General features: G+C 64.0%; 7 protein-coding genes. All 7 read right to left on the bottom strand.

From position 1 onward, the window contains the following. Positions 1-11: 11 nt before the first annotated feature. The 7 genes from P5W99_RS03390 to P5W99_RS03360 all read right to left on the bottom strand — a co-directional run bounded on the left by P5W99_RS03390 (position 12) and on the right by P5W99_RS03360 (position 14,674). The gene (locus P5W99_RS03390; RefSeq protein WP_434661802.1) at positions 12-944 is read right to left on the bottom strand and encodes a UDP-3-O-acyl N-acetylglycosamine deacetylase; all 933 of its coding nucleotides are present in this window, start codon (positions 942-944) and stop codon (positions 12-14) included. Further along, positions 941-8,605 carry an SDR family NAD(P)-dependent oxidoreductase gene (locus P5W99_RS03385; protein WP_434661800.1) on the bottom strand — a complete coding sequence of 2,555 codons (7,665 nt, stop codon included), beginning with the start codon at positions 8,603-8,605 and terminating at the stop codon, positions 941-943. Before P5W99_RS03385 ends, P5W99_RS03390 begins: the two co-directional genes overlap by 4 nt. Next, positions 8,602-10,140: an LTA synthase family protein gene (locus P5W99_RS03380; protein ID WP_434662412.1), complete on the bottom strand. Its 1,539-nt coding sequence runs from the start codon at positions 10,138-10,140 to the stop codon at positions 8,602-8,604. The genes P5W99_RS03385 and P5W99_RS03380 overlap by 4 nt, the downstream gene beginning before the upstream one ends. Then, complete coding sequence (locus P5W99_RS03375) at positions 10,137-10,928, bottom strand: SDR family NAD(P)-dependent oxidoreductase (protein WP_434661799.1); 792 nt, start codon at positions 10,926-10,928, stop codon at positions 10,137-10,139. The genes P5W99_RS03380 and P5W99_RS03375 overlap by 4 nt, the downstream gene beginning before the upstream one ends. Beyond that, positions 10,921-12,132: a capsule biosynthesis protein gene (locus P5W99_RS03370; protein ID WP_434661797.1), complete on the bottom strand. Its 1,212-nt coding sequence runs from the start codon at positions 12,130-12,132 to the stop codon at positions 10,921-10,923. Before P5W99_RS03370 ends, P5W99_RS03375 begins: the two co-directional genes overlap by 8 nt. A gap of 73 nt (positions 12,133-12,205) precedes the next feature. Beyond that, complete coding sequence (locus tag P5W99_RS03365) at positions 12,206-13,498, bottom strand: hypothetical protein (protein ID WP_434661795.1); 1,293 nt, start codon at positions 13,496-13,498, stop codon at positions 12,206-12,208. 45 nt (positions 13,499-13,543) lie between these two features. After that, positions 13,544-14,674, bottom strand: a complete 1,131-nt coding sequence (locus P5W99_RS03360; protein ID WP_434661793.1) for a hypothetical protein — start codon at positions 14,672-14,674, stop codon at positions 13,544-13,546.

Below are 14,674 nucleotides of genomic sequence, written 5' to 3'. Positions count from 1 at the left end.
TTACGACACCATTACGCTGCGCATTCCGCCCATTCCCACGCATCGGCGTCGGCAAGCAGCGCGGACAACAGTCTGTAATTCATTTCATGGCTCGGCCGCAGCGCGCTCACGCGTCCGAGCAAAGGCGCGCCGGCGAGCGCGAGATCGCCGACGAGATCAAGCACGCGGTGCCGAACGAATTCGTCCGGCAGGCGCATGCCGCCGATTACGCGGTTACCGACGATCGACGCCGTGCACGATATCCACGCACCGCGCAGGATCGGCGTACGCTTCACGTAGCCGGCCACGATGGCCGGAAGCGCCCACTTCACGCGCCCATACGAGCGTGACGGCGCAATCTCCCGCGCGAACACTTCGGGTGTCATTTCACCCTGCCACAGCATGTCGCCGAAACCCTTGAGGTCGTTGCGTACGCTGATTTCATAGCGCTCGCACGGTTCGACGCACATCTCGCGGCGCTGCGCACCCGTACCATCGGCGACCACGATGGCCTTTTTGACACGGAGAAAGCGCTTGGGGTGCGCGAGCGCCGTACGCCCGCACGCACGCATTGCGTCGATCCAGGGCGCGGCGCTGCCGTCGAGAATCGGCAACTCTTCTGCGTCGAGCTCCACCAACGCGTGATCGATACCGCACGCGAGCAGCGAGGCGAGCAGATGTTCGACCGTGCGCACGCCAGCGCCTGCTTTCGTGCCACTGCTCGTTGCTTTACGCGCGCGCAGCATCGTGCATAGCGGCTGCGCTTCGCGCAGCGCAGGATCGGCGCGCAGTATCGCGACTTCCTGACCCGCGTGCAGACGCCGGAACACAATGCCGGTTCCCGCTTCAGCCACGGGCCGGATGCGCACCTGAACGCGGCGGCCCGTATGCAGCCCGTGCCCGGCCATGACGAGCTCGCGTGCGAGCGTGCCCTCGGTGCCCTCCCAACCTGCCGGCGCCCTCAATGGATCAGCTCGGCCACGGGTACACCAGGATGGGCGAGCAACGCCGGCATTTCGGCATCGAGCGCGTGCTTGCTCGCGAGATGGGCGAGCGCAGCCGACGCGCTTTGCGCTTGCTGCGCGGGGGCGCCGGCCGGTGCAGCCGCATCGCTCGTCTCGCCCTCCTCGGCCGAAGCAATCGAATCGACGATGCGCACCGCGAGCGAATGCACCGTCGCGCCCTCGGCGATCGCCATCACGGAAAGCTTGACCTCGAAGGCCTCCTCGACCGCCATGCCGAGCTCCATGCCCATGAGCGAATCCATGCCCATGTCGAGCACCGAGGTGTCGAGCGCCACACGTTCCGGCGCGAGGTGCAGGATACGCGCGATTTGGGCACGCAGCGTCTCTTCGACGAGCGCGAGCGCCTCGTCACGCGGCAGCGCGCGCACGCGCTCGCGCAGCGGGTCGCCGCGCTCGAGGGTGGGCTCGTTGTCGCCATGCGCGTGCAGCGCGGCGTAGCGGCGCGCCTGCGCTGCCGGCATGCCGCGCGAAAGCGCCTGCCAGTCGAGCCGCACGACGGCCTCGCCTGCGCCGCCCGCAAGCAGCACACGCTCAAGCGCCGCGAGCGCCTCGTCAGAGGTGATCGACACGCCGCCGATTCGTGACTGCAGCGCCTCGCGCGTCTTCTCGTTGCGGGCGAGGAAGCCCACGTCCGCGAGCGGCCCCCATCCCATGCACGTGCCGGGCAGACCCGCGGCGCGCCGCGTTTCGACCAGCGCTTCGAGGAAGGTGTTGGCGGCCACGTAGTTCGACTGGCCCGGATTGCCGAGCGCCGTCGTTGCCGACGAATACACGACGAAGAAGTCCAACGGGCAGGCTTGCGTCGCGCGATGCAGATTCCACGCGCCCGCCAGCTTCGGCGCGAGCACGGCTTCGAAGCGCGCGTCGTCGAGATTGCGCACGAGACCATCGTCGATGTGCATCGCCGAGTGCAGCACACCCTTGAGCGGCGTGCCGCGCGCAGCGATTTGCGCGACGAGCGCTGCAACCGCCGCCGCGTCCGTCGCGTCGCAGGCGACCAGATGGACCTGCACGCCGTGCGCCTCGCGCCAGCGCGCGATCTCCTCGCGTGCCTCATCGTTCAGCCGGCGGCCGCGGCTCGCCAGCGTCAGGTGACGCGCGCCGCGCTCGACCATCCAGCGCGCGCTTGCGAAGCCGAGACCGCCCGTGCCGCCGATCACCAGATACGCGCCATTCGCGTCGAGGCGCAGAGCATCGGCATGGGTTGCGGCCATGGCGCCGCGCGTCGGTGCAGGCGTGCCCGCAGGATAACCGACGAGCACCTTGCCGATCTGGCGCGCTTGCTGCATGTAGCGGAACGCCTCTTCGACATGCGCTGCCGGGAAGACACGATACGGCAGCGGATGCAGCACGCCATCGCTAAAGCACTGCATGACTTCGCCGAACAGACGCGTCGTCAGCTCGGGCAGCGCGCCCATGATCTGATCGGCATCGATACCGAAGTAGCTGATGTTGTTGCGGAACGGCCGTAGGCCAATGCTGCTGTTCTCGTAGAAGTCGCGCTTGCCCAGTTCGAGGAAACGGCCAAACGGACGCAGCGTGTCGATGCTGCGCACCATCGCCTCGCCCGCGAGCGAATTGAGCACGACGTCGACACCCGAGCCGCCCGTCGCTTCGCGAATCTGGTCAGCGAACGCGAGGCTACGCGAATCGAACACGCGGTTCGCGCCCAGCAGACGCACGAACTCGCGCTTTTCACGGCTGCCCGCGGTGGCGAAGACTTCGGCGCCCAGATGGCGCGCGAGCTGAATCGCGGCGATGCCCACGCCTCCCGCCGCGCCATGCACCAGCACGCGCTCGCCGCGACGCAGTCGTGCGAGCTCGACGAGCGCGTACCAAGCGGTAAAGAACGTGGTCGGGATGGTTGCCGCTTCTTCGAACGTCATCGAGGCCGGCTTGTGCGTGATCGCTCCCGCGCGCGTGACGACGCGCGTTGCAAACGACGCCGGGGCGAAGCCAAGCACCGCATCGCCGGCCTTGAACGATGTCACATCAGCGCCGACGCGCGCCACGCGCCCGGACAACTCCATGCCCACCGTTGCCCCCGCGAAGCCCATTTCCACGGCCTCATCCGAGAGCAGACCCATCGCATACATCACGTCGCGGAAGTTCAGGCCAGTGGCGACGGGCTCGATCTCCACCTCATCGTTTTCAAGCACGCGCTCGGGCAACGCGAACCATTCGAGATTGCGCAGCGAACCGGGTGTGTCGAAGGCCAGCATGGCGGGTTGTTCGCCACCGGAACAGGATGGTGCGTCACGCCGTTGCGCCTCGGCGGCGTCCAGCATGCGCGGCACGAAACGGCCGTGCGCGGTGAGGATGACCTCCTCCTCGGCGTCTGCGGCGAGCAATTCGTCCGCGAGCGCGGCGAACACGTCTTCGCACGCCGATGAAGCGTCGATCAAACGGCAACCAAGCTCGGGATGCTCATTCGCCAGCACGCGTCCCAAGCCCCAGAGCGTCGCCTGCTCGGGGCGGCGCGGCGTGGCGTCAGGCGTGAAGCTCGTGCTGGACGCGAAAGGCGTGCCGTCCTGAGTCACCACGCTCAACTGCACCGGCAAGCCGCCCCCGCCCAGCTCCCGTACGAGCCGCGCGAGCGCAATCGATGTCGCGCGTTGCGCCTGAATGACGGCAGTGCCGTCGGCATCGGCGGGCAAGGCGACGTCCGGTGCGACGAAAACCAGATGCAGCGGCGCGCCGGTGCGCGCAGCGTGCAGCGTCGATGCCAGCGCGGATTGCGCAACGATCTCGACGTCGCCGCCACGCGCACGCAGCGCGAACGCTAGCCCATCGACGCGCGCGTCGGCTGCGTCGCCAGCGTGGACAAGCAGCCAGGGGGGGGGGGAGGCCTCCTGTGCGTGCGACTGGGTACACGGCACTTCATCCGCCGTTTCACTCGTCGGCGCGCGGGCGACGATCAGCGCGGGTGCGCCCTCAAGCTCCATGCCCTGCTCCGCGTATGACACGACATCGGCAAAACCCGCCGTATCGAGCATGCTCACGATCTGCGCCGCACCAGGCGACGCCGACGTCGAGACACGAGACGGCCCGAACACAATATCGGCGAGCCGGCCGCGACGCGGTTCCGCGAGCACGACAAACGCGCCGGGCGCAAGCCAGCCGCGCAGCGCGACCAGCGCCGCGAGTGGGTCGCGCTGACCGGCGAGCAGCTGGTTCGCGATCACGATGTCGTAGGGCGCGTCGTCGTCGGCCTTGAGCGTCAGGCGCTCGCCCGTGCCGAGCGTGACGAACCGCGAAGCGTGGCCGCCTTCGGCCGCCAGCGCGGCCTGCTGCGGCGCCGTGCAAGCGATTGCGTAGTCGCAGCGCGCAGCCAGCGAACGCGGCAACGCAACCTCAAGCGGATGCGGCACATCCACGTCCATACGGACGATCTCGAGCACACGCAGACGCCGCGGCGCCTGCCATGCCGCCACCGCGCGCGCCGTGAACGCGCCGATCAGCGCACGCACATGCGACCACGTCGGAGACGCTTCAAAGAAATGCTCGACGAGACTGTTGCTCGTCGGCGACATCAGCTGCTCCGGCTTCATCTCCCCCGCGAGGAGTGCCGGCAACGCCCCGCCACAATGCGCGAGCAGGGTCAGTTCGGCGACATGCGCGGGCGATTGTTCGAGCAAGCTGCGCCATAGATCGTCGACCGGCGGCGGCGCATCGCAGGCTTCGTCGTCGCGTACGAGACGATCGCCGTCCCAACGCGCGAGGCCGTCCTCGACGAGCATCGCCGCGAGGCGCGCCGTGAGGGCCGGCAGCGGACTCGCGGGCAGCGCCGGAGCGTCGAATGCGTCGAATGCGCCGATTGCGTTGAGCGCGCGCAGCGCGTAGCCGCTCGCGAGCACGTCGATGAGCGGCAGCACCTCGGTCAGATGCATCTCGCGGCGCCCTTGCGCATCGCTTGCGGCGAGCGCGCTTTGCGCCGCGTCGAGCAACGTGGCCGACGCGGGCAGCGCCGAAGCGTCGAAGCCGCCGGTGAGCGGCCGCGCTTCGAGACGATATGCATAGCGTGACGGCGCGGGATGGCGGCGCGCATGCAGGTCGACGCGGCGAAAACGACAGTGCGCGAGGCGCGCGACCACGCGCGCGGCGCCGTCGAGGAAATGGAACGAGACGACAACCGAATGCGGGCTGCGCCGCTCGAGCACGGCCATTACCTGGCGGATGGTATCTCCTCGCAGATAGTCGATGCGGCCGAACTGCACCGGCAGCCAGGCGGCGCGATCACCGCCGTGGCCGCTCGTCAGCGCGAAAAGCGGGTGGAAGCCGCTATCGAGCAAGGCCGGATGCAGACGGTAGGCAGCGGCATCGGCGGCGGCGTGTGGCGCTGCGAGGTCGGCCAGCACCGCCTCACCTGCTGCGCGCACGGCGAGGACGCGGCGAAACGCGGGGCCGTAGGTCAAACCGATTGATTCGGTCGCGGCGTAGAGCGTCTGCGCGTCGATGGCGGGCTGCGCCGAAAGCGTCTGCAGCATGTGCGCGTCGATGGCGCTTGCGGCATCGAGCGTATTGCCGCTCGCGAGCAGGCGGCCCACCACGTTCGTCGACCATGCGTCGTCGCTCATGCGATCGCACGTTTCAATCGTGAACGCGGCGGTACGGACATCGATGCTCAGGCGAAAGCGCTTCGCGTGCTGCGCCTGGAAGACCACCGGTTGACGGATCTCGATGTTCTCGAATGCGCAAGAGTCGGTCGCGAAGAACACGCGCGCGGCGGCCAGCGCCATCTCCACGAAGCCAGCAGCCGGGAATGTCACGCCGCCGTCGACCACGTGGTCGGCAAGATACGGCAGGCGCGCCGGATCGATCTGGTTTTCCCACGCGAAGGCATGCTCGTGCAGCCGGTAGCCGAGCAGCGGATGCTCACGGCGACGGTTCACGATGCCGTAGCCTTCGACGGTGGGCATCAGCCAATAACGCTCGTGCTGCCAGGGGTAGCTGGGCAGCGTTACGGCAGTAGCGACGGCGGCGTCAGCCAGCGGCATCAGGCGTGCGAGATCAACTCGCGCGCCGTGCGCCAGCGCCGAGTAAAGCGCACGCTGCAGCGTGGCCGCGCTGTCGTGCTGGCGCTTGAGCGTCGCGAGCGTAGCGCCCGTGATCTTGAGCGCATCGAGCGACTGCTTCACGTAGGTACGCAGAATCGAATGTGGACCGATTTCGACGAAGAGTCGCGCGCCCGCCTGCGCGAGCTGCGTGACGGCGTCGCCAAAACGCACCGGCTCGCGGATATTGCGCCACCAGTACGCGGCATCGAGCGCCGAGCCTTCGAGCGTCGCGCCCGTCACCGTGGAAACGAAGCGGTGTGTGCCGTCGACGGGCTGGAGGCTCGCTAGCCCCTCGCGCACCATCGCTTCGATACCGTCCATGTGACGGCTGTGGAACGCGTAGTCGAGATCGAGAAGCTGGAAGAAGGCCTTTTCCGGCTGCAGCGCCGCCTGTACGGCTTCGAGCCCGGCGAGCGAGCCCGCAAGCGTGACCGACTGCGGACTGTTCATGCCCGCGAGTTCAACGTCGGCGGCAAGGCCGAGCTGATCGATCAATTCGCGCGCCCTCGCCTCGCCGATGCCCGCGGCGGCCATGCGGCCGCTGCCTCGCGTAAGCGCCTGGGCGCGGCTGCGCACCTTGACGACGTGGACGGCGTCTTCGAGCGAGAGCGCACCCGCCGCCCACGCCGCCGCGACCTCGCCCACGCTATGTCCAGCGCAAGCGTCCCACGCGAACCCACGGGCTTGCATCACGCGCACGATCCCCACCTGGATCGCGAAAAGAAGCGGCTGGCCGTACTCGGTCGCCGAGAGCACACCGGTGTCGGCACCCGCTTCGAGCAGTGCGAGCAACGACTCGCCGCCATCGGCGCGCCAGAGTGCGTCCACTTCCTCGACCGCAGCACGGACCACGCTGTCTTCCGCGAGCAGTTGCTTGCCCATCAGCGGCCATTGCGAGCCGTTGCCCGAAAAGAGCAAAGTGACGGGCGCATCGTCTTGCACAGACTGTGCCTCGACCACAGCGCCAGGCAGCACTTCGTCCGTGCGCGCCGCCAGCGCGGTCAGCGAAACGCGTGCTTCCTCCATGGTTGTGGGCGCAACGACGGCGCGCGTCTCGAGCCATTGGCGGCGATGCGCGGCGGCCGCCGCGAGCGTGCGCCAGGGCGCGCCCGCGTCCAGACGCTGCAGATAACGCATTGCCAGCGCGGAAATCGCCTTCGGTGAGCGCGCGGTGAGCACGAGCGGCGCGAACGGTTCATCAACCGCGTGCGCTTGAGGCTCACCCGATTGCGCGGCCTGTGTGACTGGGGCGGCAGGCGCCTCGGTCAGCACGACGTGCGCATTGGTGCCGCCAAAACCGAACGAATTGACGCCGACCACGAGCGGCCGGCCCGGCTCATTGAGCGGCGTGTAACGGTCGACTACGCGCAGACGGCCGCCTTCGAAATCGATATTCGGATTGGGTACTTCGAAATGCAGCGAACGCGGCACAGCGCGATGCTTCAAACACAACACGGCCTTGATCAGCCCCGCCATGCCCGACGCCGTCTCAAGATGGCCAATGTTGCTCTTCACCGAACCGACGAGCAGCGGCCGCTCGGCCGGACGCCCCGCGCCCGCGACCTCGATCAGCGCACGCGCCTCGATCGGATCGCCGACCGCCGTGCCCGTGCCGTGCGCCTCCAGATAATCGACCGTATGCGGGTTGACGCCCGCGCGGCTATAGACCTCGCGCAGGAGCGCGGCCTGCGTCTGCGCACCCGGCACGCTGATGCCGCCCTGCGAATAACCGTCCGAGTTGACGCCCGTACCGGCGATGACCGCGTGGATCGTATCGCCGTCGGCGAGTGCGCGCTCAAGCGTTTTCAGCACGACGATCGCGCCGCCTTCCGAGCGCACGTAGCCGTCGCCAGTTGCGTCGAACGCACGGCAGCGGCCGCGCGGCGAGAGCATTGACGCCTTCGAAAAGCCCACGAAACCATACGGATGCAGCAGCAGATTCACGCCGCCCGCGAGCGCCATCTCGGCCTCGCCGGTCTGCAGCGCTTTGACCGCTTGATGCAACGCGACGAGCGACGACGAGCACGCCGTATCGATCGACATGCTCGGGCCGCGCAGATCGAAGAGATACGAAATGCGATTGGACGCGATGCTGAGCGTGTTGCCCGTGGCCGAATAGGGATCGAGCGAGCTCAAGTCGTCCATGCTGCGATTGCCGTAGTCGGAACTCGCAACGCCCACGAACACGGCGCACGCACGGCCACGCATGTCGCCCGGCCGCACGCCCGCGTCCTCGAACGCCTCCCAGCTCAATTCGAGCAACAGGCGTTGCTGCGGGTCCATCTGCGTTGCTTCGCGCGGCGAAATGCCGAAGAACGCCGCGTCGAAGCCCGCGACGTCGTCGAGCACGCCCGCGGCGAACGTGTAGCTCTTGCCGGGCTCGCGCTTGGACTGATGCTGATAGAAGTCGGTGCCGAAGCGGTCTGCGGGAATCTGCGTGATGGCGTCTTTTTCGCCTTCCAGCAGCTTCCAGAATTCGTCCGGTCCCTGCACGCCCCCAGGAAACCGGCATGACATGCCGACGATTGCGATCTTGGTATTCATATCTTTTCTGTTCTCTCCGACATGCCGGTCGACACGTCGCACGCTTTCGCGTCCCCCATGGTCTGGAGCACAGCGGCGCCGAGATTCTCGACGGGCAAGTCCTGCTTCGCGGCGGAATGATCTCCGAAATTCCGCCAGATGAAGTAGTGGCTTTGGCTCGGTACATTGCCGAGCCTATCGAATATGTGCGGCAGCGCGGGTACGTGGTCGCCGTAGAAGCAGAGCACGGTGTCGCGGCCGCAGGCACGTAAATATGCCAGCAAGCGGCCGATCATGGCGTCGGCGTTCGCTACGTGGCGCAGATATGCGGTGAGATCGCGCCACGCTGGGTCGTCGCCGAGCGAGTGGTAGTTCACCGCCTCGCCTACTTCGACGCGCTCCAGATGCAACGGGCCGTGATTTTCCATCGTCATCGCGAAGATGAACTGCGGCTTCGCCGTGCCAGCGCCCAATATCGAGATAATAGCGTCAGCGACCGCCGCATCGGAAACATATGGGCCTGCGCGCAACGCATCGACGAAATATCGGACATCCAGAAACTTGTCGAAGCCCATTAGTGGTAATGCACGCTCGCGGCCAAAAAAGTCCGCGCAATAGGGATGAATCGCGAGCGTTTCATAACCGACGCGCCGAAACCAGCTCGCGATCGACACGCAGGCCCGCCGGACGAATGCGTACGGGTAAAAGCGCGCATAGCCGAGCTTTTGCGACGCCAATCCGGTCAGCAACGAGAATTCCGTACGCATTGTATTGGCACCCCACGCAGGCACAGAAAGCGCACCGTATTGCACAGATTCATTACAAGCACAATCGAAGTGCGTGAATATCGTTGAATGGATAGCCGGCGAAATGCGCCGCGCATCAAAAAAGGATTCGCTCTGGATTACGATGACATCCGGGCACTGCCCGGGAGCGCCGCCTGTCGCAAATGGACTCGTTGCGGCAGCATGTTTAAGCGCGTCGAATGTCGCGGAACGTAGGCCGTTGAGCAGATAGGCGACAAAGACCGTGAAAAAGCCATGACGCTCGACATCGTAGACTGGATTGAGCGTCAGTGGCAGGTGCCGCGCCAGTGCGCACGACACAAGAATGGTCACGATGCCGACGAGCAGCAAGGCGAGCACAGGACGCGGCGTGAGTGGCGGCTCCGCGAGATAGCCGCCGGCCACAGCCAGCACGCCAATGCCGATCGCGACGACCTTGCCCGCACTCAGAAACGGGAGATACAGGCGCGGGTGGGAGAACAACTGGCTGAAAAGGCTGAGGTCAGTGAAAACGAAAGGCTCGCGCAAGGATTCGTACTTTGCGTTGCTGACCACCGCAAGGAGCCCGACGAGCGCGATCGCACCACATGCCGAGAACACTGGGCGCGCAGTGACGAGCAGGAACAGCGATGCAACACAGATGACCGCGAGCGTGTGCAACGCCCACGCGCTCGCCGCCCGCCGCACAGGACCGCGCGGCGCGGCGAGACGGTCGGGCGCGAACGACGCGCCAGCCGCGATTGCGAACGTGAGACAGAGCGTTCCGCTCAATTTGCGCCTTTCCCGCGCGGCTGATAGGAGAGCCGGTCCAGAATCGCGTCTGCGACAGCCGGCGGCAGGAGCGTCAATAAGCGCATGCCGAACGCGAGCAGACCCGGAAACGCGATTTCGGCGCGGCCGGCGTTGATTTTGCGGCGGATATGGGCCGCGGCCTGATCGGCGCTCCACATAAAAAGTTTGTCGCCCGGGAAGACGTCGCTCATCGCCGTCTTGACGAAACCCGGCAGGATCACCGTCATGCCAACGCCGTCGCGCCGCAGGATCGGGCGAACTGAATCGGCATACGCCTTGACGGCTGCCTTGCTCGCGCAGTACGCCGGAGAGATCGCCATGCCGCGCAAAGCGGCGATGGAGGCCACCATCGCGACGCGGCCGCGCCGCCGTTTGCGCATTTGCTCGATGACCGGCAGGACGGCGTGCATTGCGCCGTAGAAATTGGTGTCGACGACTCGCGCCGTGCGCTCCAGCCCTTCCCAGTCCGAGGCGCCGGCTAACGTGCTGGCCACGCCAGCGTTGGCGATCAGGAGGTCGATGGGGTGCGCCGTGTCAAATTCGCCTAGCCAGTGCTGCATAGCGGCGGCGTCGCAAACGTCAATGGTTGCGGTAACAACTGTGGCGCCGAGGGCGCGGCAGTCGCTGGCACTGGATTCGAGGCGGGTGAGGTCACGGCCGATGAGGCCGAGGATTGCGCCGGGGCCGGCGTAGGCTAGCGCAAGCTCGCGTCCTATGCCAGCGCTTGCGCCGGTGATGACGATGTTGCTGGGCGGCTCTTTACGCATGCTCGGCCGCCTCCAAACGCTGGACGGCGCCCGCCACGGCCATTTCGATGCCGGTTCGGGTGTAGAAATCGCCGTTGATTTGCGTCTCGTGGAGAATGTAATTGAGAAATACTTGGTATAACTGAATATCCGGATCGCTGGCACCGGTCCAGAACGAGTCAATGGAATCCTGCCACGTTAATCCTGGGATCCCGTAAATCGCCCGGCCGAGCGTGACGAGCGGCCGCCCGTGGTGCAGGGCCGACAGTCCAACCGTGCTGTTGATCACCACAACGCCTTTCGCATGGGTCAGGAGTGTGGGCAGATGCCCCCCGTTCAGGAATACGATGCGAGACCCCACCCCATACTTCTGTGCGATACGCTCGACAACATGCTCGTATTTCCATATGCCCGTATCCAGCGGATGATTCTTGACGACCAGCATGCAATCTTCCGGTGCATGACGCGCAAATGACTCGATCACCGCTTCGATCGCATTCGGCACATTCCTGAATGGCGAATGGTGCGTAATCTGGCTGTCCGTATTCAACTGAAGCGGAAACAGGAAATACGGCTTGCCCGATCCCAGCAGTTGATCGGTGAGACGCGTGGCCTCACGTTCGAAACGAGATTTGCACGCGAAGCGCGATGACAACGCAGCGTATTCCGTCAAGCCATTATGAGGCCGATGAGATCGATAGTTACCGTACCGCCACGAGCAAAGCCCATTCGCCAATCTGTAACAAATGTCATGCCATGCGCGCTCCCGCAGGTTGTAGCCTGTTCCCTTGCTTGCGGGCGCGGGCGGAATCAAACGGCTCGACGCAAGCAAAAACTCTGGATCGCGAGAAAGCCCCGAGCGGCCGTTGACTCCGCCGCGCTCGAGCGTGACCCAGTTCGGCCTGACGTAACCTTCCTCGAATACATGTACCCGCAACTGCCTTTCCTCGGCAATAGCGTGTATTGGTGCATGTATGGGCCGGCAATCCCCAAACAGCACGATATCCGTTGGAGATTCGCGCTCAAGAAGAATTTGATACCACTCCGGCAAATGCTCGAGCGAACCGTAATAGCTGGTGCGATTTGCTACCCGTCCGCCATAGACAAGATCGCCACCGCAAAAGTTGACCCGAATGGTACGGTGTCCTCGCGACCGCAACGCGGAGGACAGCTCGCGAAAAAACGGCGAGGCTGGCCCCTGCAAAAAGAGAACCGAGAGGGGCATTATTCAAACTCACGCATGTCTTATCCGGCGCCATTGTCCCGTAGTCGATCCGATGCTGCGCTGACCAGCACGATTACTGTTTTCGTGCCAATGCGCGCAGATAAACCTCGGCATTCGTCGTAGTGTTATAGACGGGTTCGGAATAAGGCTTTTCCTGGCCACCACCGACCGATTGCACGAGCTGTGCCAGTTCCAGGAAGTTGCCCACCTCGAAAAGACGGACGCGGCCAGGGTGGTACTTGGAAATCTGCATGAACGCACGCGTTCTCGACGCGATGATTGGCCGCCCGACTTCGATCGCCATCGACATCGGCCCCGATGACGACTGCCCCACTTCGACATAGGGCAGGAGCGCGATGTCACACACCGCCATCGCGCGAGGAAAGTCTTCATCGCGCAGTGCACCCATGAAGTGCACACGATTCGACAGATCTCCGGGGTGCGCTGAGGTGGTCAGGCGTTCATAGTCGCTCGAGCTCAGCGCCAGGCTAACGGACTTGCTTTCAGCGTCCGAGTCGTCCAACCACTTCTTGCCCGGCGCAATTTCGCCGAGCAGATCGGAAAGATATTCGTCGAGAGGCACATTCTTTCTGATGCCTTGCGGGTGCAAACCACCGAAGATCGCGAGATGGTAATTGTCGGGTAGCAGCTTGAGCGCTCGCAACGCAACGTCGATGCCCTTGTACTTGCTGACGAACCCGAAGCAGCCGAGGACGATCGCATCTTTGGGCAATTCTGCGAGACGACCAAATTCGGTACGGCGGGCCGTAGTCAGCACCTCCCGAATTTCAGGCTGAGAGTAGTACGCGAGCGGATGATCGAAAACCCGCTTGATGCCATGCAGATCGCGAAGCATCCGCATGTCGCGTCGCGTATGCACGATTGCCGAACTACCGTGCCGGCGCAGCATCCCATAGACGCCATTGGACAGAAGTGTGTTCTTGCGATGTGCAACCACCTCATCATACGCTCGCACCACGTTCACCTTCTTCAGGGCGCCAAACACCCCCTTGAAAGGAAAGGAGCTCGACTCCAGGACCGTGTGAAACGTCACGCAGGCGTGAGGCGCGGCCTTTATGATGCGCTCGAGCCGCGCGAAGATTTTTTCCTTCGAGCGTCCGAGCGTGCCATGCTCAAGCTGGATGTTGACAGCGTCGAATCCGGGAAGCTGAGCACAGATCTTGTCGATTTCTGCATCGGCCAGCGCTTGCACCTTACGGCTTTCCGAACGGAACAGGTACTGGTCCAGGTCGAAAACTGTAATGTCGAAATGCGCTGCGAGTTGCGGAGCCAGCGCCTTTGTGTAGCTTGCGATGCCACACAGTTCGTCGTAGGTGCTAACAATTGCAAGTTTCGGTTTATTCAATTTTTCTCAGCCAAATATTGAAACTTTCCCCGTTCGATCACCCTGTCACATCAGGTGGTCTCTAACTGCACGGATGGTAAGACAAAGGATTGCCCAGATCACGAGTGACAGCAGGAACGTCAGCGCGACCATTTTCATACGATGCGGTTCGCTCGCGATTTGCGGCTTCACCGCATCCACGAAGCGGATTAGATACAGCGACTGGCGGTTGGCCAGAGCCCTCTCCTTCTGGAGAACTTCGAGGGCACCCGCATACTGCTTCTCCAATATGCCGATATCTGCCTTCAGTTCTTCAACCTCGCGCATCCGTGGTGCATAGACCGAGGCACTCTTGCCGAGACCCGACGAATTCGTAAGCTGGTTAAGCTCACCCTGAATCAGCTGCATTTTCTTGTCGATCGTCGCGACAAGCGGCGAGTCGGGTTTTAGGTCGCTGCTCAGCGTGCTCTTCTGCGCCTGCAGAGAAATGTAATCATCCCGCAACTTGTTGATGAACTGCAGGTTGCCGGCGGCTACCGTCGGCTGATCGAGAATACCGTACTCGGCGCGCTTCGTGACGAGATCCGCGCGCTTCTGCTCCAGACGCGCACCAATATCCTCGACATCCGACTCCGCGCCGACCACTGCGTCGCGGCGAATCTTATCCGAAATCTCGTTGATTAGGCTCTCGGACATGCCTAAGACCTGGCGCGAAAGATGGTAGGAGTCGTCCGCTGTAAAAGCGCGCACCTCAACGCTGACAAGGCCAGTCGTAATGTCGAAATACGGGTGAACCTTACGGCGCCAGAAGTTCAGCTGATCGTCCTCGTCCGAGTCGGCCGATAGAAAATCCAAGAAATCCCCTTTCTTCCATCCATAGTAATCGGTCAGCTTCTTTGATGCCTGGAAATCGTCAAGAAACTTCTTGCTCTCGATGTACTGCACCAGCCCATAGGACGTCAATCCGACTTCCGCGGGAAACGGCAAGCTTCCCGCGACGCCGCCGACATCTGATTTTTGCGAACCCATCTGTGCGGGCCGAATACCAAACTCGACCTTCGTCACGTACTCGCCATGAGCGAAGACAAAAAAATAGATTGCGGACAGCAGCGTTGGAATCACGCAGATCAGCACAAAAAGTGTCTTACCGAGATTCCTGACAAATGCACCCTGCAGCATAAAAGATTCCTGCTTCAT

It is taken from the genome of Paraburkholderia sp. A3BS-1L (assembly GCF_051125215.1).
Taxonomy (GTDB): domain Bacteria; phylum Pseudomonadota; class Gammaproteobacteria; order Burkholderiales; family Burkholderiaceae; genus Paraburkholderia.
Note: the sequence above shows the minus strand (reverse complement) of the source record. Positions and strands in the feature narration are given on the sequence as shown.